Here is a 19931-nt window from a genome sequence, read left to right as displayed (position 1 = left end):
TCAGCCTGCGCCAGATCAAAACCATCAGGATATCATAGGGCTAGCCTGCAGCGCCGTTTCGGCCGGCGGGCCGCGGCGCGGAATGGGAATAATTCCGGTATTTCGGCTTACATTAAGCAGCTATTATAATTGCCGTTTATGATTAAGTTGCGGGACTTCGCTCCCGCCTGTTCGCCTGGCTTTCAGGTTAATGCTGAGCACTGAATTTATGTTAAAGCCCCGTCAACTCTTTTTTTGCCTGTTCCTGTTGTTCGGCCTGCAGGCGGCGCCGCTGGCCTTCGCCGCGGAGCAGGATGATGCCGCCGCCGCCGAGAGCGCGCCGATAGACAGCGCCACCCAGCTGAAAAACGCCCAAAAGCAGCTGGACAGCATCAAGCAGCAGGTGTCCAAAGCCAGCACCGATAACCAGCTCAGCAAACTGCGGCTGGCCACCGACGATCTCGCCGCCGGGTTGGACAAGCTGGCGACCGATCTGCAGCCGGCGCAGGAAAAGCTGCAGGCGCAGCTCGACGTGTTGGGGCCGCCGCCGGCCGCCGGCGCTCAGCCTGAAACACCGGCGGTGGTGCAGCAGCGCAACGCGCTCAACAACAGTAAAAAACAGTTGGACGACGCGGTGAAGCGCGCGCAGGCGATCCACACCGGCGCGCTCGATCTGGGGCAGCAAATTGGCGATCTGCGCCGGGTGGCGTTCAAAACCCAGCTGGCGTTGAATACCGGCAGCATTCTGGGCGCCAAGTTCTGGTCGCCGATCGCGCATCCCTCGGATGAAGACGCGCAGCGTTTGGCCCAGTTCAACGCCGAGATGAAAGGCGCCTGGGACGCCAGCTGGCAGGAGGAGTGGCGCTACGGCACGCTCGCCTTGCTGGCGCTGGCGGTGATCATCTGGTCCTGGGGCCGCTACTACTCCGAGCGTTTTTTGGCCTGGGTCAGCATTCGTTTTCTGCCGGACGGCCGCCTGCGCCGCAGCTTTATGGCCATCGCCACCGTGGCGCTCACCGTGATCACCACCGGCATCTCGTTGAATCTGCTGAATCAGATCTTCACCCGCGTGCAGCCGTTGCCGGTGATGCTGCAGGACTTTTCCGAAGGCTTTGGCAAACTGGCGATTTTTTGCGCGTTGATCGCCGGCCTGGGCCGCGCGGCGCTGTCGCTCAACCGACCTTCATGGCGCCTGGCGTCGCTGGATGACGCGGTGGCCACCGGCCTGCGCTACTTCTCGCCGCTGCTGGCCGCGCTGGCGTTGGCGTTCGGCACCATCGAGCTGATCAACAACGTGGTGAGCGCCAGCCTGAGCACCACCATTTTCGGCAACGGGTTGGTGGCCGGGCTTATCGGCATGGTGTTGCTGGCGATCCCGCTGCGCGCCCAGCGCATCCGCCGCCGGCTGGAGCAGCAGGGCGAACATATCGAAAAGCGTTCCACCCTCAGCGGCCTGGTGCATATGGCCACGCTGGCGTGTTCGCTGATCATTCTGCTTTCGCTGCTGGTCGGTTACATCGCCTTCGCCCGCTTCCTGACTTATCAGGTGATCTGGATCGTTCTGGTTCTGATGACCTTCTATTTTACCGTGCTGTTCGCCACCGACCTGTGCGCCGCCATCTTCTCGTCGCAGACCACCAGCGGCAAAACGCTGAAGAAATCGTTCAACTTTAAAGATCGCCATCTGGAACAGATGTCGATCATCACCACCGCGGTGGCCAAATGTACGTTGCTGCTGCTGACCATCGTCTCGCTGTTCAACGGCTCCTTCGGCACCACCACGCCGAATACGCTGCTGGAAAAGATCGCCGCCATCCTGACCGGCGAAGGGCTGGAAAAGCTGAACATCGTGCCAGGCAACCTGATCAACGCGTTGATTTGCCTGGCGATCGGCATCTATATCCTGCGGGTGACCCAGCGTTGGCTGAGCAATGAGCTGCTGCCGAAAACCATTTCGGACGTCGGCATCCGCGCCTCGCTGGTCACGCTGTTCAGCAACGTCGGCTATGTGCTGCTGATCCTGATCACGCTGGCGGCGCTGGGCATTCAGTGGAATAACCTGGCGTGGATCGTCAGCGCCCTGTCGGTGGGTATCGGTTTCGGCCTGCAGGAGATTGTGAAAAACTTCATTTCCGGCCTGATCCTGCTGACCGAACGGCCGGTGAAGGTAGGGGATATGATCGGCATCGGCGGCGTGGAGGGCGATGTGCGCCGCATCAACGTGCGCGCCACCGAAATCCAGCTCAGCGACCGTTCGACCATGATCGTGCCGAATTCGCAGCTGATCTCGCAGAACGTGCGCAACGCCACCATGGGCAATGCCCAGGGCGTGGTCACCATTGCGCTGACGTTCCCGACCGACATCGATCCGGAGCAGGTGCGCAATATTCTGCTGAGCGCCTACAACGACTACGAGGCCATTCTGGACGCGCCGGCGCCTTACGTGCGCTTCAGCCAGCTGGGGCCGGAAGGCATTATCCTCAGCGTGACCGGCTACGTCCCCAGTCCGCGCATGGTCGGCGCCACCAAGAGCGAGCTGCTGTTCAATATCCTCAAACTGCTGCGCGCAGAACGCGTCAGCATGTCCAGCCCGCAGGAAGTGGTGTTTATGAAGCAGCAGGCGAAAAGCCTGGCCAATGAAGAGGAACAGTCTTCGTAATCTTCAGCACGCCATCGGGCCGCACTCTGCGGCCCGATGTGTTTCTCTAGTGCATCGACGGCACCACCGATTGCGAACAGTCGCTGTTGGCGCTGGCGGCGGAATTGGTGCAGGTATGCGGATCGTTGGTCGGCGGCGGCGGCGGCACGTCTTGCGGCCCGCCTCTGCCGCCGATACAGCCGGAAAGCAGCAACGTCAACAGCACGGGGATCATCGCTTTCATTTCACTCTCCTCCGGTGTGATAACTCCGTTAAGTATATGCGCTGAAAGGCGGCGGCACCGCCGCGGCGTGCGGTATAGACCGGGTCTATATCCGGCGCGTTGAAATCAATTTCACAACGGGATTGCGCGGCCCTATGCTGCAGCGGCGTATTAACCGGTTTTCAGGAGGCGACAAGATGGAAGAGCAACGGCAGGCGGCAAGGGTGCTGGCGGCGTTCGGCGGCGCGGACAACCTGACGCGGCTGCGCTACTGCGCCAGCCGCGTCAGGGCGGAGCTGCGCGACGGCGGGCGACTGGATCGCCAGGAAATGGCGCGGGTGGGCGGCATCAAGGCGGTGCTGGAGGTGGAAACACCGCAGCGCACCACCGAGTATCAGCTGGTGGTGGGGCCGGGCAACGCCCGGCCGCTGTATCAGGCGCTGATCGCGTTGAGCGGTGAGAAATAATCCCGCACCGAACGCGGCGCCGTTATGACTCGCGCTGCAGCAGCCGAACGTCGGCGAACACCCCCTGCGGATCATGGTCCAGGCGCAGTTGGCCGAGGCGCTGCCAGTTCTCGGGTGCGAAACAGCGCTGGATCTGGCCGGAACGCGCCTCGAGATCGAACTCGTTGATATAGCAGCCGCAGGAAAGCGGCTGCAGTTGATCATAGAGTTTGTGCAGCCAGCGGCGATGCTGTTCATCGCTGCCGGCGTCGTTCCATTGCAGATAGGTCGACACGAAGAATCGCCCGGTGACGGAATAGGCCGCATCGGGGAAATGCTGCTCACCGCGCCACACCAGCAGCGTGATGCCGTTTGGCGAGGGCTGCTGCGGCAATAATTCATCCAGCACCCCTTTAACCTGATGTATGGCGTTGGTGATGATGTTATCGCTGCGAAAACGGCGGTTTATCAGCATGCCTTCTCCCTGTTGAAAAATCTCCTCAAAGCCGCCGTGCGGATTTTCAAGCAGCGGCGTGACGGCGCTGCGGGGCAGCTGCTGAATAAATTCCCGCTGGAGAGCGGCGCTTTCCTCCTCGCTGTCGGTGAAGGCGAGGGTGTTCAAGATGATATTGTGCGGCTGGCCGGGCTGCGGCGGCGTGAGCGCCACCATTATCTGCAGGCGAGCGTCCCAGGCGCGCCCGTCGATCGCTTCCAGCAGCGGGCCCAGTTGGCCGTACGGCAGTTGGTAAAGATGGTTGGCGATGGCCCGCGGCAGCGGATGGCATTTGAGGTAAAAGCTCACCACCACAAAAAACGCGGCGGGACCGGCGCCGCGCGCCGCCCAAAACAGGTCCGGCTCCTCATGGCGACTGACGCGACGCAGCTGCCCGTCGGCGGTGATCAGGTCCAGCGCTTCAATGTTGAAAACGCTCATGCCGCCCCAGGCGGCGGAGTTGATCCCCATGCCGCCGCCCAGCAGAAATCCGCTGAGCGCCACGTTGCCGCCGTGGCCGGTGGGAAAGGCCAGCCCATGGGGCATCAGGGCAGCGCTCAGCTCACGGGCGGTGACGCCCGGCCCGATGCGCACGCGGGCGGCCTCGGGATCGACCTCAAGCTCATTCAACGCGGAAATATCCAAGAGAATGCCGTTGCTGCGCAGGAAACAGCCGCCGTAGCTGTGCCCGCCGGCGCGCACGCTGACGGCGTGCCGGTGCCGGCCGGCGAAACGCAGGGTTTCCGCAACGTCTTCAGCGGACTGGGCGCGCACGATCATTTCCGGCGCTCGGCCAAAGTCGCGCTGGTTCCAGGCGGATTGTCGCAGCCATCCGGCATATTCCGCGTGGTAGCGTGAGCGCACGCGGCCCGACAGCTGGTGAACAAAACGCCGATGATCATCGGCGCAACAGGTGTTATCTGTCATACACAGCTCCTGTAAGGCAGGGTTAAAGGCGGAAAGCCGGGGCATCGAGCCGTTCGCTGGTCACGGTATACAAACGCTCGGGCTGCAGCCCCAAACGGGTTTTGATCTTGGCGTTGAGCCGGCCGGCCTCGAGCCGCGCCAATCCCCGGTCAAACGCGTAGCGATACGCGTTGGCGAAGGCGAGCGTATAGGGGCTGAAATCAATGCGATCGTAACGCATGCCGGCGGACCACAGATGCAGCGTATCCTGCTGCTGGAAGCACACCATGCCGGCAACCAGCTCGCCCTCCAGCTCGATAAGATTCAGCCGGATCAGGTCGCCGCACAGGCGGCTAAAGCGGGCCAGCGGGGCCGAGGGAAAATAATGGGGCGTTCCATGGCGCGCGGTGGTTTGCTGGCAGAGTTCGGCGAGCTGCTCCAGCCGCCGATCGAAAGGCGGCGCCAGCATCGACAGCGTCGCCTTGCCGGCGTCGAATTTGCGCAGCTGTCGCCGCATTTCATTGCGCCCGTCGTAGGGCAATTTCTCGATAAAGTGGTCAAAATCGCGGTACTCGGTCAGCTCGGCGTACCAGCGGTCCAGCATGAAGTTGACGTTTAGCCCCAGCGCGCCGGCGTGCTGCAGCAGAAAGGGGTCCTGCACGTTCAGCAGGCCAAAATAGCTGGCGCCCTGCGCAACGGCCAATTCGCGCAGGCGGCTGAACAGCGCGTCGTGCAACGCCAGCGAAGCCTGGCGGCTGGGGATGGTGCTGTCGAAGCAATGCATGATGTGGCTGAAAAGCCCGTAGTCCGCGCCGCGATTGTGCAGGCCGGCGTTTTCCGCCAATATCTGGAACGGATCGACCACGCTCAAATCCTGCAGGTACACCGGCAGCACCGCCATCAACTGGCCATGGCTGCGGGCAGTCAGGTAAAAAGTCTTTCTGACTGTTAATAAAGGCGATTGCTCCGCGGCAATGAGAAAACGCCAGTCATAAAACAAAGTCCCATTACGATGATGGTGAAATTGGCAATATTCGGATTCAGATAGCTGATTAAGCGATGAGAATACTTCAATCGTTATTTCCATTTATCCCCCGTGATTATTGCGATAACAACATCCCCTGGGGTATAGGCGATAAAATCGATCAAATATAAATATTTAGATATAATGGAATTGCATTATGGGTGAGTCTATTAAACGCTAATGGCTTCCATGATAATAACTGTCCACCAACATGGTGTGCGGTCGCTGAAGATAGGCATCCAGCGATGGCGAGGCGCTCGCCGGGTTTGGCGGGTGGGGCGCATGCCATTGGATCTCGGACAGCCCGGATTGTTGCAGGGTGCGCGTCAGGGTCTCACGCGACCAGTACCAGGCGGTGATATCGACATGCCGATCGCCAACCGGCAGGTGCAGGTGAACTTCGCTGCCTTCCTGATGCGGCGTCGCGGTGGTCAGCCGGAAGCCATAGGGCGCATAGTAGTCGGCCTGCGGCGCGTAGGCCGGGTTCAGCGGCAGCGTGAGCAGGCGGCCCCCCGGGCGCAGCAAGGCGACCATGCTGCGAACCATGGCGCTCAGCTGCTCGCGCGTTGCCGCATAGGGCAAGACATAGACGCCGAGCACCAGATCAAACTGCGACTCGAACCCGCGGAGATCGCTGGCGTATTCGATGCCTCGCCGCTCCTGCGCTTCACGCTCGAGAGCGTAATGCAGCATGCCGCCGGCGACGTCATAACCGACCACCCGTTCAGCGCCTTTTGCCTTCAGCAATCGCGAGTAATGGCCGGAACCGCAGCCGAAATCCAAAATGCGCAATCCGCAAAGGTCACCCAGCCGCGTTAATACCGCAGGTATTTCTATTTCCTTGCGAAATGGCCAGTTGGCCATGTCCTCATACAGGGGCGCCAATGAATCAAATTGCGGTTCATGATTATTTTCGCTCATAGGATTATTTCTATCCACCATATATTCGGTAAAATAATTTATAGACAACGAATAAAAAAACCACAAATAAATAATGACGCTTTACACAGCGGAATTCGGTAGGTTTGAATTATTTGATTGGTTAATAATATTATTTGCCAATCAAATTTTAGCGGCGCGCGCGGGCGGGTCGATACGGTTATCTAGCGCAACAGCGGGCGGATCTGCTCCAGGTGCTGGCGCATTAATTCCTGCATTTGCACCACATGGGGCGCATCCGCCTTTTCACGCATCAGGTAGATGCCGACGGTGCAGCGCGGGCTTTCCTGGTTCATTTGCAGCGGCACGATGCCGTAATCGGCAAAATACCCCGCCATGCAGCTGGGGTAGGCCAGCATCACCGCGTCGGAATCGTTGACCATATCCACCGCCGACATCATCGAGTTGGTGGAACAGATCACCCGTTCCGCCAGGTGCAGGCGATTGCGCGCCAGCCGTTTCGGCTGCATGTCTTCCACCATGTGCTGATAGCGGGTCTCATCCGGCGTCAGCTCCACGCAGGGATAGTCCAGCAGCGCATCCGGCGTCACCACCTGGTCGAGCAGCGGATGCCCGCGGCGTACGAACATGCTGTCGGTGGTGCCGAACAGCGGCAGGAAGCTGATGCCCGCCTTGGGGTTAAGCCCCTGGATCTCGTGGCCGATAAACAGATCGATGTCGCCCCCCAGCAGCAGGTCCATCAACCGCAGATGGTTGCCCAGATCGATATGAATATTCACCGTCGGGTGCAGCCTGCGGTAAGCGTTGAAGCTGTCGCGCACGAACATGTACCACCAGGCGTGGCCGGTGCCCATGCGCAGGCTCTGTTCCTGGCGCGCCTTGATGAACGCCAGCTTGAGCAGCGTGTTGTCGTAAATGCGCTGCATCATCTGCGCCTGCTCCAGCAGCAGATCGCCGTACTCGGTGGTGTTTACCCCGGTCGACGTGCGTTCCAGCAGCTGCACCCCCAGCGTCTCTTCCAGCTTTTTCATGTTGTGGGTCAGCGTCGGCTGGCTCAGGCACAGCTTGTTTGCCGCATGACTCACATTTTTGAACATTGCCACTTCGATAAACTGCCGCAGAATTTTGTCCACGATCATATTTTCCGCTGGTGATATAGAAAGTTTCTATATCGTAGCGGTGAAAAACAATTTCCGCCAATGACCCCGCTTCGATAGCTTGCTCCTATGCCGGCGCTGCCCGCCGCCACCTGAGAGGAAGCCATGAGAAGAATCATCCCGAATCTGGTTGCCGCCGCGCTGGCGCTGACGTCCGGCCAGGCGCTGGCCGATACGCTGCGCATGGAGTGCGCGCCCAGCAAGGAAGGGCGCCAGTTCTGCAACGACGTCAAGCAGCGCTTCGAGGCCCAGACCGGGCATACCCTGGAGTTTATCGATCTGCCGCGCGCCTCGGACGAAAAGCTGTCGCTGTTCCAGCAGCTGTTCGCGGCCAAGGATGCCGGCGCCATCGATCTGTTTCAGGCCGATACCGTGTGGATCGGCGTGCTGAACAAGCACCTGCTGGATTTGACCGACCGGGTTGGCGACATTCGCCAGGACTTTTTCCCCGCCGCCTGGCAAAACAACGTGGTCAATGGCCGCGTCAAGGCGGTGCCGGCCTACCTGGATACCGGCGCGCTCTATTACCGCAAGGACCTGCTGGAAAAGTACGGCGAACGGCCGCCGGTCACCTGGGCCGATCTGACCCGCATCGCCACCCGCATTCAGCAGCAGGAGCGCCAGGCGGGCCGCAAAAATTTTTGGGGGCTGGTATTTCAGGGCAAGTCTTATGAAGGGCTGACCTGCAACGCGCTGGAGTGGGTGGCCTCGCAGAACGGCGGCGGCTTTATCGACGCCGCCGGCAACGTCACCGTTAACAACCCGCAGGCGGCCCGGGCGCTGGACATGGCCGCCGGCTGGATCGGCAAGATAGCCCCGCGCGGCGCGCTGGGCTACATGGAGGAGGAGTCGCGCGCGTTGTTCCAGAATGGCGATGCGCTGTTTATGCGCAACTGGCCTTACGCCTACGTGCTGGCGCAGGACAACAGCAGCGCGATCAAAGGCAAGGTGGGCGTGATGCCGCTGCCTAAAGGGGCCGACGGCGCCTCGGTCAGCGCGCTGGGCGGCTGGCAGTGGGCCATCAGCGCCTACACCAAAAATCCGCAGGCGGCGATCGCGCTGCTGAAGATCGTCAGCGACGCCGAATCGCAAAAAAAGGCGCTGGCGCTGATGGGCTGGGCGCCGTCGCGCGTCGCGCTGTACGACGATCCGCAGGTGCTGGCGCAGGCGCCGTATCTGGCGGACTTCAAGGGCATTTTCACGCAGGCGATGCCGCGTCCGGCCACCCAGACCAAGCGGCAATACGCGCAGGTCTCCAAGGCTATCTACAACGCCACCTACAACGTGCTGCGCGGCGACAGTGACGGCGTCACTGCGGTGGCGGATCTCCAGCAGCGTTTAGAACGCATCAAGGCCAGAGGATGGCGCTGAAGGCAGTGACAATCCCCCATTAACGGTTCGGAGTCCGATGCATGAAGCAAGAAACGCAGTCCCTATCCCTGGCGGCGACGCCGAGCCAGGACGCGGCGCGCTCGGCGAAGCGCGGCAAGCTCAATCACCGGCAGCGCCGCAGCCGCATCGCCTGGCTGCTGGTGGCGCCGGCGATGCTGTTGCTGGCGGCGGCGGCGGGCTGGCCGCTGCTGCGCACGCTGTTCTACAGCTTTACCGACGCCATGCTCGATGCGCCGGACGACTACCGCTTCGTCGGCCTGGCCAATTATCTGGATCTGGCCGACGGTGGCCGGCGTTACGGCGTATTGGCCGATCCGCTGTGGTGGCTGGCGGTCGGCAACACGCTGCGCTTCAGCCTGATGTCGGTCTCGCTGGAGCTGGTGTTCGGCATGCTGCTGGCGCTGCTGATGAACCAGAAGTTTCGCGGCCAGGGGCTGGTGCGCACCGCCATTCTGGTGCCCTGGGCGATACCGACCATCGTGTCCGCCAAGATGTGGGGCTGGATGTTCCACGATCAGTACGGCGTGGTGAACGATTTGCTGCTGAAAACCGGCATCATCAGCGCGCCGCTGGCCTGGGTGGCGGAGCCCGGGCTGTCGATGTGGGCGGTGGTGATCGCCGACGTCTGGAAAACCACGCCCTTTATGGCGCTGATGCTGCTGGCCGCGCTGCAATTGATCCCCGGCGACCTGTATGAAGCGGCACGGGTGGATGGCGCCAACGCCTGGCAGCGTTTCCGCCGCATCACGCTGCCGCTGATCATGCCGGCGATGATCGTCGCGTTGATTTTCCGGGTGATGGACGCGTTGCGGGTGTTCGACCTGATTTACGTGCTGACCTCCAACAGCGAGGCCACGGTCTCGGTGTCCGGCTATGCCCGCGATCGCCTGGTGAGCTATCAGGAAATGGGCTCCGGCTCCGCCGCCTCGGTGCTGGTGTTCATGATGGTGGCCGGCATCGCCGCCTGTTTCCTGATGCTGGGCCGCCTGAACGACAAGGAGAAGAGATCATGAAACTGAACCGACGGCAGCAAAAATTCGGCCAGCGGTCGCTGATTTTCGCCGGCGCCGCGCTGGCCGGCGTCATCTGCCTGTTCCCGTTCTACTACGCGCTGATCACCTCGCTGCGTTCGGGGCAGGACCTGTTCCAGGTGGCCTATCTGCCCAGCGGCCTGCATTGGGGCAACTACGTTACGGCGCTGATGGACAACGGCATCGCCCGCAGCCTGCTTAATTCGATAGCGGTCGCCACGCTGACGGTCGGGCTGTGCCTGCTGGTGTCGATCACCGCGGCTTTCGCCCTGGCGCGCATCGGCTTTCGCGGCCGCAAATACCTGCTGTTCACCATCCTGTGCGTATCGATGTTCCCGCAGGTGGCGGTGCTGTCGGGGATGTTCGAACTGGTGCGCTTTATGGGGCTGTATGACTCGCTCGGCGCGCTGGTGCTGTCTTACACCACCTTTTCGCTGCCGTTCACCGCCTGGGTGCTGACCACCTTTATGAAGTCGATCCCGGTCGAGCTGGAAGAGGCGGCGATCGTCGACGGCGCCGGCACCTGGACCATCATCAGCCGCATCTTCGCGCCGATCATGGGGCCGTCGCTGGTGACCACCGGGCTGCTGGCGTTTATCGGCGCCTGGAATGAATTCATGTTCGCCCTGACGTTCGTCATTTCCAGCGGCAAACGCACCGTGCCGGTGGCGATCGGCATGCTGCAGGGCGCCTCTCAGTTTGAACTTCCCTGGGGCACCATCATGGCGGCCTCGGTGATCGTCACGCTGCCGATCATTGCGCTGGTGCTGATTTTCCAGCGGCGCATCGTCAGCGGATTAACCCATGGCGCCGTTAAAGGCTGATTTTCGATTAACCACAAGCAGGAGACAGGCAATGGCTACAAAAATCGTTTTAGTGGGGGCGGGCAGCGCGCAGTTCGGTTACGGCACGCTGGGCGACATCTTCCAGAGCAAGACGCTGTACGGCAGCGAAATCGTGTTGCACGACATCAACCCGGCCGCGCTGGCGGTAACCGAAAAAACCGCCCGTGAATTCCTGGCGGCGGAGGATCTGCCGTTTACCGTCAGCGCCACCACCGATCGGCCAACCGCGCTGCGCGGCGCGGAATTCGTCATCATTTCCATCGAAGTGGGCGACCGTTTCGCGCTGTGGGACCTCGACTGGCAGATCCCGCAGCAGTACGGCATTCAGCAGGTCTATGGCGAGAACGGCGGCCCCGGCGGCCTGTTCCACTCGCTGCGCATCATCCCGCCGATCCTCGACATCTGCGCCGACGTGGCCGACATTTGCCCGGATGCCTGGGTGTTCAACTATTCCAACCCGATGAGCCGCATCTGCACCACCGTGCATCGCCGCTTCCCACAGCTGAACTTTGTCGGCATGTGCCACGAAATCGCCTCGCTGGAACGCTATCTGCCGGAAATGCTCGGCACGTCGTTCGAGAATCTGAACCTGCGCGCGGGCGGCCTTAACCACTTCAGCGTGCTGCTTGAAGCGCGTTACAAAGACAGCGGCAAGGACGCCTACGGCGACGTGCGCGCCAAAGCGCCGGACTATTTCTCCCGTTTGCCTGGCTACAGCGACATCCTGGCCTACACCCGCAACCACGGCAAACTGCTGGAGACCGAAGGCAGCACCGAGCGCGATGCGCTGGGCGGCAAGGATAGCGCCTATCCCTGGGCGGACCGCACGCTGTTCAAAGAGATCCTGGAGAAGTTCCATCACCTGCCAATCACCGGCGACAGCCACTTCGGCGAATACATCCGCTGGGCCAGCGAAGTCAGCGACCATCGCGGCATCCTCGATTTCTACACCTTCTACCGCAACTACCTGGGGCAGGTGCAGCCGAAGATCGAACTGAAGCTGAAGGAGCGGGTGGTGCCGATCATGGAAGGGATCCTCGGCGATTCCGGCTATGAAGAGTCGGCGGTCAATATTCCGAACCGCGGCTTTATCAAGCAGCTGCCGGAATTCATCGCCGTCGAGGTGCCGGCGACCGTCGACAAGCGGGGCGTGCACGGCATCAGGGTCGATATGCCGGCCGGCATCGGCGGGCTGCTGAGCAACCAGATCGCCATTCACGATCTGACCGCCGACGCGGTGCTGGAGGGCTCGCGCGATCTGGTGATCCAGGCGCTGCTGGTGGATTCGGTCAACGATAAATGCCGCGCTATTCCGGAGCTGGTCGACGTGATGATTTCGCGCCAGAGCCCGTGGCTCGACTATCTGAAATAAGCCGCGCGGCGGGGCGTCTTGCGCCCCGCCTGGGATGAATCATCGTCAATTCGGAGGGGATATGGCGCAATTAACGCTGGAAAAACTGCAAAAACGCTACGGCGCTCATGCCGAGGTGATAAGGTCGCTGGATCTGCAGATCAACAGCGGCGAGTTCGTGGTGATCGTCGGGCCTTCCGGCTGCGGCAAGTCGACGCTGCTGCGGATGATCGCCGGGCTGGAGGAAATCAGCGGCGGCGGCATGTATATCGACGGCAACTACGTCAATGACGATACCCCGGCGGAACGCGGCATCGGCATGGTGTTCCAATCCTATGCGCTGTACCCGCACATGAGCGTTTATCAGAACATGGCGTTTGCCCTGGAGCTGGCGGGCCATGCAAAGGCGGATATCGATCGGCGGGTGCGTGAATGCGCGCGGGCGCTGCAGCTGGAGCCGCTGCTGACGCGTCGGCCGAAAGATTTGTCCGGCGGCCAGCGGCAGCGGGTGGCGATTGGCCGCGCCATCGTGCGCGAACCCAAGCTGTTTCTGTTCGACGAGCCGCTGTCCAACCTCGATGCGTCGCTGCGGGTGCAGATGCGCATGGAGGTGGCGGCGCTGCACCAGCGGCTGGGATCGACCATCGTTTACGTCACCCACGATCAGGTAGAGGCGATGACGCTGGCCGACCGCATCGTGGTGCTCAACAAAGGGCATATCGAACAGGTGGGCACGCCGCTGGAGCTGTACGATCGGCCGGCCAACGAATTCGTCGCCCAGTTTATCGGCTCGCCGAAGATGAACCTGATCCCGGCCATTCTGCGCCGCGCCGGCGAGCGGCAAAGCGTGGTGGAGTTGGACAACGGCAAGGCGTTGCTGCTGCCGATCGCCACCCCGGCGGCGGCCGAAGGCCAGAGCGTCAACGTCGGCATTCGCCCGGAGCATATCCGCGGCGGCGATCCCGGGCAGTGCGAATATCAGGGGGAGGTGATGTTCGTCGAGCATATGGGCAACGAAACCTATCTGTATCTGGACAACGGCAACGCCGGCGAACCCTGGGTGGTGCGGCAGCCGGAGCGTTCGGTCATTCGGGCCGGCGATCCGCTGGGGGTGCGCCTGCCGGTGGATTGCTGCTACCTGTTCGATCGTCAGGGGCGGGCTTTCCCGCGCATTCTGGCATCGTCACAGACGCATTAACGGAGGCAAGCGCACGATGAGCGGCGAAACGGCGCGATGGTGGAAAGAGGCGGTGGTCTATCAGATCTACCCGCGCAGCTTTATGGACTCCAACGGCGATGGCATCGGCGATCTGAACGGCATTGCCGACCGGCTGGATTATCTGCAGCGGCTGGGCGTCGACGTGCTTTGGATCTGCCCGATGTACCGATCGCCCAATGACGATAACGGCTACGACATCAGCGACTACCAGGCGATCATGACGGAGTTCGGCAGCATGGCGGATTTTGACCGCCTGCTGGCCGAGACGCACGCCCGCGGCATGCGGTTGATCCTGGATCTGGTGGTGAATCACACCTCGGACGAACATCCGTGGTTTATCGAATCCCGATCGTCGAAATCCAGCGCCAAACGCGACTGGTATATCTGGCGCGACGGCAAAAACGGCGCCGAACCCAACAACTGGGAAAGCATCTTCAACGGCTCGGCCTGGAAATACCACCCCGGCAGCGAGCAGTATTTCCTGCACCTGTTCTCCGAACGCCAGCCGGATCTCAACTGGGAAAACCCCGAGGTGCGCGCGGCGCTGTACGACATGATGCGCTGGTGGCTGGACAAGGGCATCGACGGCTTTCGCATCGACGCCATCTGCCATATGAAAAAACAGCCGGGCCTGAGCGACCTGCCCAACCCGCAGGGATTGCGCCATGTGCCGTCGTTCGAGCGCCACCTCAACTACCCGGGCCTGCTGGATTACGTCGATGACATGTGCCGACAGGTGTTTAACCGCTACGACATCATGACGGTCGGCGAGATGAACGGCGCCTCGGCGGAGCAGGGCGAGGACTGGGTGGGCGAACGGCACGGCCGGCTGAACATGATTTTCCAGTTCGAACACGTCAAGCTGTGGGAAACCGGGCACCGACGTTCGCCGGGCGCCGGGCTGGACGTGATGGGGCTGAAACACATCTTCACCCGCTGGCAAACGCTGCTGGAGGGCAAGGGCTGGAACGCGCTGTACGTCGAAAACCATGACATTCCGCGCGTGGTATCCGCATGGGGCGACGACGGGCGCTACTGGCGGGAAAGCGCCACCGCCATCGCCGCGCTGTATTTTCTGATGCAGGGCACCCCTTTTATCTATCAGGGGCAGGAGCTGGGCATGACCAACACCCGCTTCGCCGGTCTGAACGACTTCGACGACGTGGCGGCGCGCAATCGTGCGGCGCAGCTGCGTGAGCGGGGCATGGACGAGGCGCAGATCCTGGCGTTTCTCAGCCGCAGCGGGCGCGATAACGCGCGCACGCCGATGCAGTGGAGCGACGGACCGCACGCCGGTTTCAGCCGCGCGCAGCCCTGGTTTGCCGTCAACCCGAATTACCGGACAATCAACGCGGCGCGCCAGCTTGACGAAGCCGACTCGGTGTTCAACTTCTACCGGGCGCTGATCCGGCTGCGCAAGGCCACGCCGGCGCTGGTGTATGGCCGCTATCAGCTGCAGCTGGCCGAGCACCCGCATATCTACGCCTACACCCGCAGCCTGAACGACCAACGGTGGCTGGTGCTGTGCAACCTCAGCGCGCAGGAGCTGCAGGTCGATCCGCATCGGCTGGCATTGGCGCGCTGGCGGCCGCGGTTGGGCAACTATCCGCAGGGCGGCGAGCCGCAGCGGCTGCGGCCTTTCGAGGCGCGGGTGTACCGGGCATAAGCCCGGCCAGCCATCGCCGGGTTAATGCGACAGGATCACCGGCTGGTCCGGAATGCGGGTAAACTTCCGGATCAGCCGATGGTAATCGGCGGTGGGATCGAGCTGGCCGAACTGCTGCGGATAGATGTCCTTGGCCAGGATTTCCATGCCGATGATGTTGTACGGGTGGTTGTAGAAGTGGTGGTAAACGCCATATGCCCGATGATCCTCCACCGGCGCCAGGTTGGCGACGCCGGTGCGCCGGGTCAGCTTGTCGAAGGCGTCGGCGACCGCTGGCGCGGAAACGTTGTAACCAAACGGGATCACGTTGGCGTTCGGGCGCACCGAGCCGGTCATCAGGTAGACGTCCGGCTTCATGGCGATGATTTTTTCCAGCGAAACAAACCCGGCGCCGCCCGGCAGCAGGCTGGAGCCGATATTGGTGGCCCCCACCGATTCGACCAAACCGCCCCAGCCGTTGTGCGAGTGGGTAAAGCAGCAGTTGTCGCTGTTGCCGGCGATCGGCTCGATAAATACCGTCGGCTTGATCTTGATCGCCGCCACCTGCTGCCGGATAGCCCGATATTTCTGCCGATAGAAGTCGGTATACTCCCTGGCGCGCGTCTCCTGATTCAACACCCGGCCCAGCAAATCTATGCTGGGGGCGGTGTTTTTGGCCGGGTTCAGTTCGTAATCGACGAACACCACCGGAATATGCAGCCCTTTCAGCGACGTCAGGACGCCGGACTGTTCCAGCGCCGCTTTGGCCCGCAGCTGGGCGATCATCAGATCCGGCCGCTTGGCGATCACGCTTTCCAAATCGACCTGGCCCTGATCGTTAAACCCCATATCCAAAATGCCCGCCGCCTGCGGCCAGGTGCTCTTCAGCAGCGTCCAGGTGGCGGTATCCTGTTTCTTCGGCATGTTGTTCCAGGCGACCACCCGGCGGAACGGATCTTCGCGATCCAGCAACGCCAGCGTCAGGATGTCGCGGCCGTCCTGCAGGATGACGTGTTGCGGCTCATGGCTGAGGGTGACCTTGCGGCCGTCCATATCGGTAACGGTCAGGGGGTAGGCGGTGGCGAAGCCGCTCAACGGCAACGCCAGCGCCAACGCGCACACCAGGCGGCTCACGGGGGATTTCATCGTTTGTCTCGTCAATGGGGAAGTGATAATCATTATCTGTTTTTCGCCGCCCGGCGCGAAGGAAAGAGGGTTACGTTATGCGGCGTTATGTAATTAATGATTAATGGGAAAATGAGCGATGCCCGGCGCCGGCGGCCGGGAATTTCAACACATTGATACGCCTATGGTTTTTTTTCGATCAAGAAACAGGTGATCGGACCTGTAAAACTGGCAATAATAGCCGGGCTGGCCGCTCACTTTATCCTCGGCGCCGGCTGCCATGACGCGAGTCCATAACGTTGTGGCGCAAGCGGGATGTCACCTTATGCTAGCGAAAGCCTCTGGATCCGAGATGCGAACCACTCCGTTGCCCGACACGTCCAAATTTTGGCAGGCGTTCATCGTCTTCCTGCTGGTGTTCGCCGCCTGCATGCTGGGCATCCTGAGCCGACCGACCGGTTTTCTGGCGGTCTTCTGGCCGGCAAACGCGGTGTTGCTGGCGGTGCTTGCCCGTAATCCCAAACTGGCCAATCGCTACGGTTGGGGCATGGCGGCGCTCGGTTATCTTGCGGCGGATCTGCTGACCGGCAGCCCCTTCGGCCGGGCCGCGCTGCTCAACGGCGCCAACCTGGCGGGGGTGGTGCTGGGCTACCTGCTGTTTATGCGGCTGCAGCCGCCAACCCGCATGCTGCAACGCGGTTCTTCCAGCATGTATCTGTTCGGCATCTGCCTGGTCAGCGCGGCCGTCACCGGTCTGGCGGGCGCCGGCGTTTCGCGGCTGTTGTTCGACCGGCCGTATTTTACCGCGCTGGCGCTGTGGTTTTCATCGGAGTTCACCAACTACGTCACGCTGATGCCGTTTATCCTGGCCTTTCCCGCCGACTGGCAAACCTGTTTGCGCAGCTTGGCGCGCCGCCGGTGCCAGTGGCGGGACCTCGGCAGAAAGCTCGCGGTGCTGGCGCTGTTGCTGCTGGCCTGCGTCTGCAGCCTGTTGGTCGGCGGCCCCGGCGCGGTGATCTTTCCGATGCCGGTGCTGCTGTGGCTGGCGATGTCGTTCTCGCTGTTCAGCACCATGATCGCCGTGCTGGGCTATGTGCTGTGGTGCCACCTGGCGATCGATCTGGGGCTGATCTCCACCAATCTCGATATGAACGTGCTGCAGAATACGGTGTCGATGCGCCTGGGCGTGGCGCTGCTGGCGCTGGGGCCGATCGCCGTCGCCAGCATGAACTTTGCCCGCAATACGCTGTTGAGCACGCTGGAGCACGTGGCCAACCACGACGCGCTGACCCACGTGCTGACCCGCAATGCCTTTATGCAGCGCGGGGCGCGGTTGGTGGCCCAGAAGGGCGAGCTGATCTGCGTGATGATGCTGGACATCGACTATTTCAAATCGATTAACGATCGCTTCGGCCACGCCGGCGGCGATGCGGCGTTGATGGCTTTTACCCAGGCGATTGCCGGCAACCTGCGCGACGGCGACCTGTTCGGCCGCATGGGCGGCGAAGAGTTTGCGATTGTCGCCGCGCTCGGCCAGCAGCAGCAGGCAATGCAGCTGGCCGAGCGCCTGCGGCGGCAAACCGAAGCGCAGGCGATCGTCATGCCGGCCGGCAATCCGCTGCAGATCACCGTCAGCATCGGCATGGTCACCTGCCTCGGCGGTGCCGGGCAAAATCTCGACGGCCTGCTGAAGATGGCGGACCTGGCGGTGTACAAGGCGAAAAACGCCGGCCGCAACCAGGTCGCCACGCCGGAATCCTTCCCCTTGATTTACAGCGACATCTAATCCCCCCCGGCGCGCCTCGGCCACGACGTCTAAAATGGTAAGGGGCATCGGCATCTCGCCGGCGCCTGACCGACGGTCTTTCTCGGACAAGAGGAACCTGAAGATGAGCTATGTAGACGGTTTTGTCGTGGCGGTACCGGCCGCCAATAAGGAGGCGTACCATCAGCTGGCCGCGGCCGCCGCGCCGCTGTTCAAGGAGTTCGGCGCCACGCGCGTGGTGGAGTGTTGGGGCGACGACGTGCCCGACGGCAAACTCACCGACTTTCGCGGCGCGGTGAAGGCCGAAGCCGGGGAAGTGGTGGTGTTCAGCTGGATAGAGTATCCCTCCAAAGCGGTGCGCGACGCCGCTAACCAAAAGATGATGAACGATCCGCGCATGAAAGCCTTTGGCGAGCAGATGCCGTTCGACGGGAAGCGGATGATCTTCGGCGGCTTTGCGCCGATACTCGACGAATAGCGGGGGGATCCGATGACCAAAATTACCCAACATCTGTGGTTCGAAAAGGACATGGACGGGGCGTTGAACCTGTATGTCTCTCTGATCCCCGGTTCATCGGTGACCTGGCGCTCGGTGCTGCTGGCGGATACGCCGAGCGGCCCGTCCGGCAGCGTTAAAATGGCGTCGTTCACGCTCGGCGATCAGCGCTATGCGGCGTTTGAGGCCGGCCAGATGGAGCCGTTCAACCACAGTTTCTCGGTGATGGTTGAATGCGACGATCAGGCGGAAATCGATCGGCTGTGGGCCGGGCTGAGCGAAGGCGGCAAGATAGAACAATGCGGCTGGCTGCGCGACCGCTGGGGGCTGTACTGGCAGATTATCCCCAAGCGGTTGACCGAGCTGATGAACGATAGCGACGACGCCAGAGTCAGGCGAGTCACCGAAGCGATGCTGCAGATGGTGAAAATCGACATCGCCGGGCTGGAAGCGGCGGCGCGCGGGTAACGGCGCCCATGCCGCGAGGGAAGGGAACCGATGCATAAAGAGCGGCACAGCATGGCGCGCATAGGCTGGCTTCGGGCTGCGGTGCTCGGCGCCAACGACGGGATTGTCTCGACGGCCAGCTTATTGCTCGGCGTGGCGGCGGCCAATGCGACGCACGCCGCGCTGACCATCGCCGGCATCGCCGGGTTGGTGGCGGGCGCGATGTCGATGGCCACCGGCGAGTATGTCTCCGTGTCTTCGCAGGCGGATACCGAAAAGGCCGCGCTGGCGGAAGAGCAATCGGAGCTGCTCAGCGATTACCCGGGCGAGTCGCGCGAATTGACGGCGATCTACGTGCACCGCGGGTTGGATCCGGCGCTGGCCAGGCAGGTGGCCGAAAAGCTGATGGCGCATGACGCCCTGGCGGCGCACGCCCGCGATGAGCTGGGGATTTCCGCCATCACCCGCGCCCGGCCGCTGCAGGCCGCGCTGGCTTCGGCCCTGAGTTTTTCCGTCGGCGCGTTGCTGCCCCTGCTGGTGACGCTGCTGGCGCCCGCGCTTTACGCCCGGCCGGCGATCGTGCTGTCCGCCCTGATTTCGCTGGGCATTCTCGGCGGCGTCGCCGCCAAAACCGGCGGCGCCCCGGTGCTGCCCGGCATTGCGCGCATCCTGATCTGGAGCGCGCTGGCGATGGCGGTGGCTTCCGGCGTCGGCATGCTGTTTGGCGGCCTGTCCTGACGGGTTGCCGGCGCTTGCATCAATCTGCTGCATGTTAAGCTTAGTTTTTATCATTTGTCAGCCGGCGGCGTTAACGGCATGTTATTGCGCACCGGCACTCACGACAGGGAA

Annotated in this window: 18 protein-coding genes; 12 read left to right on the top strand and 6 right to left on the bottom strand. The window is 62.1% G+C overall.

Going from position 1 to position 19931, the window contains the following annotated elements:
- Positions 1 to 208 precede the first annotated feature (208 nt).
- On the top strand, positions 209 to 2638 hold the full coding sequence (locus tag CKW09_RS12880; RefSeq protein WP_095100151.1) for a DUF3772 domain-containing protein: 2430 nt from the start codon (positions 209 to 211) through the stop codon (positions 2636 to 2638).
- Positions 2639 to 2684: 46 nt separating this feature from the next.
- Here the strand turns inward: CKW09_RS12880 and CKW09_RS24735 are convergent, their stop codons facing one another.
- Positions 2685 to 2861 (bottom strand): hypothetical protein, encoded by a 177-nt coding sequence (locus CKW09_RS24735; RefSeq protein WP_165283116.1) that lies wholly within the window; start codon positions 2859 to 2861, stop codon positions 2685 to 2687.
- Positions 2862 to 3037: 176 nt separating this feature from the next.
- Between CKW09_RS24735 and CKW09_RS12875 the strand changes: the two genes are divergently transcribed.
- Positions 3038 to 3307, top strand: a complete 270-nt coding sequence (locus tag CKW09_RS12875) for a PTS transporter subunit EIIB (protein WP_061795370.1) — start codon at positions 3038 to 3040, stop codon at positions 3305 to 3307.
- Between the two features lie 22 nt (positions 3308 to 3329).
- Here the strand turns inward: CKW09_RS12875 and CKW09_RS12870 are convergent, their stop codons facing one another.
- The 4 genes from CKW09_RS12870 to CKW09_RS12855 form a co-directional block, all read right to left on the bottom strand.
- Complete coding sequence (locus tag CKW09_RS12870; protein ID WP_167387247.1) at positions 3330 to 4706, bottom strand: FAD-binding oxidoreductase; 1377 nt, start codon at positions 4704 to 4706, stop codon at positions 3330 to 3332.
- 22 nt (positions 4707 to 4728) lie between these two features.
- A complete protein-coding gene (locus tag CKW09_RS12865) occupies positions 4729 to 5586 on the bottom strand; it encodes a GNAT family N-acetyltransferase (RefSeq protein ID WP_061795216.1) in 858 nt (285 codons plus the stop codon).
- A 300-nt stretch (positions 5587 to 5886) separates the two neighbouring features.
- Complete coding sequence (locus tag CKW09_RS12860; protein ID WP_061795217.1) at positions 5887 to 6630, bottom strand: class I SAM-dependent methyltransferase; 744 nt, start codon at positions 6628 to 6630, stop codon at positions 5887 to 5889.
- A gap of 182 nt (positions 6631 to 6812) precedes the next feature.
- Positions 6813 to 7748 carry a LysR family transcriptional regulator gene (locus CKW09_RS12855; RefSeq protein ID WP_095097659.1) on the bottom strand — a complete coding sequence of 312 codons (936 nt, stop codon included), beginning with the start codon at positions 7746 to 7748 and terminating at the stop codon, positions 6813 to 6815.
- A 123-nt stretch (positions 7749 to 7871) separates the two neighbouring features.
- Here CKW09_RS12855 and CKW09_RS12850 point away from each other — a divergent pair, with 123 nt between their 5' ends.
- From CKW09_RS12850 to CKW09_RS12825, 6 genes are all read left to right on the top strand, one after another.
- The gene (locus tag CKW09_RS12850; protein ID WP_095097656.1) at positions 7872 to 9137 is read left to right on the top strand and encodes an ABC transporter substrate-binding protein; all 1266 of its coding nucleotides are present in this window, start codon (positions 7872 to 7874) and stop codon (positions 9135 to 9137) included.
- Positions 9138 to 9178: 41 nt separating this feature from the next.
- Positions 9179 to 10171 (top strand): carbohydrate ABC transporter permease, encoded by a 993-nt coding sequence (locus CKW09_RS12845; protein WP_061795220.1) that lies wholly within the window; start codon positions 9179 to 9181, stop codon positions 10169 to 10171.
- Positions 10168 to 11013, top strand: a complete 846-nt coding sequence (locus CKW09_RS12840) for a carbohydrate ABC transporter permease (RefSeq protein ID WP_095097653.1) — start codon at positions 10168 to 10170, stop codon at positions 11011 to 11013. Before CKW09_RS12845 ends, CKW09_RS12840 begins: the two co-directional genes overlap by 4 nt.
- A gap of 31 nt (positions 11014 to 11044) precedes the next feature.
- Entirely contained in the window at positions 11045 to 12406 is a 1362-nt protein-coding gene (locus CKW09_RS12835; RefSeq protein WP_061795222.1) for a family 4 glycosyl hydrolase, read from the top strand.
- 61 nt (positions 12407 to 12467) lie between these two features.
- Positions 12468 to 13583 carry an ABC transporter ATP-binding protein gene (locus CKW09_RS12830; protein ID WP_095097650.1) on the top strand — a complete coding sequence of 372 codons (1116 nt, stop codon included), beginning with the start codon at positions 12468 to 12470 and terminating at the stop codon, positions 13581 to 13583.
- Positions 13584 to 13599: 16 nt separating this feature from the next.
- A complete protein-coding gene (locus CKW09_RS12825; protein ID WP_061795224.1) occupies positions 13600 to 15270 on the top strand; it encodes a glycoside hydrolase family 13 protein in 1671 nt (556 codons plus the stop codon).
- Between the two features lie 21 nt (positions 15271 to 15291).
- Here CKW09_RS12825 and CKW09_RS12820 read toward each other — a convergent pair whose 3' ends face one another.
- Positions 15292 to 16395: an ABC transporter substrate-binding protein gene (locus CKW09_RS12820; protein ID WP_095097647.1), complete on the bottom strand. Its 1104-nt coding sequence runs from the start codon at positions 16393 to 16395 to the stop codon at positions 15292 to 15294.
- Between the two features lie 331 nt (positions 16396 to 16726).
- On the opposite strand from CKW09_RS12820, the gene CKW09_RS12815 reads away from it, so the two are divergent.
- From CKW09_RS12815 to CKW09_RS12800, 4 genes are all read left to right on the top strand, one after another.
- Positions 16727 to 18160, top strand: a complete 1434-nt coding sequence (locus CKW09_RS12815; protein ID WP_095097645.1) for a GGDEF domain-containing protein — start codon at positions 16727 to 16729, stop codon at positions 18158 to 18160.
- A 103-nt stretch (positions 18161 to 18263) separates the two neighbouring features.
- Positions 18264 to 18617 carry a DUF1428 domain-containing protein gene (locus CKW09_RS12810; RefSeq protein ID WP_061795227.1) on the top strand — a complete coding sequence of 118 codons (354 nt, stop codon included), beginning with the start codon at positions 18264 to 18266 and terminating at the stop codon, positions 18615 to 18617.
- Positions 18618 to 18629: 12 nt separating this feature from the next.
- Positions 18630 to 19103: a VOC family protein gene (locus CKW09_RS12805; RefSeq protein WP_061795228.1), complete on the top strand. Its 474-nt coding sequence runs from the start codon at positions 18630 to 18632 to the stop codon at positions 19101 to 19103.
- A gap of 30 nt (positions 19104 to 19133) precedes the next feature.
- A complete protein-coding gene (locus CKW09_RS12800; protein ID WP_061795229.1) occupies positions 19134 to 19820 on the top strand; it encodes a VIT1/CCC1 transporter family protein in 687 nt (228 codons plus the stop codon).
- The last annotated feature ends 111 nt before the right edge of the window (positions 19821 to 19931 follow it).

The sequence above is a fragment of the Serratia ficaria genome, assembly GCF_900187015.1.
Classification (GTDB): domain Bacteria; phylum Pseudomonadota; class Gammaproteobacteria; order Enterobacterales; family Enterobacteriaceae; genus Serratia; species Serratia ficaria.
The sequence above is the reverse complement of the archived record's forward strand: the minus strand, read 5'-3'. Positions and strand labels throughout refer to the sequence as shown.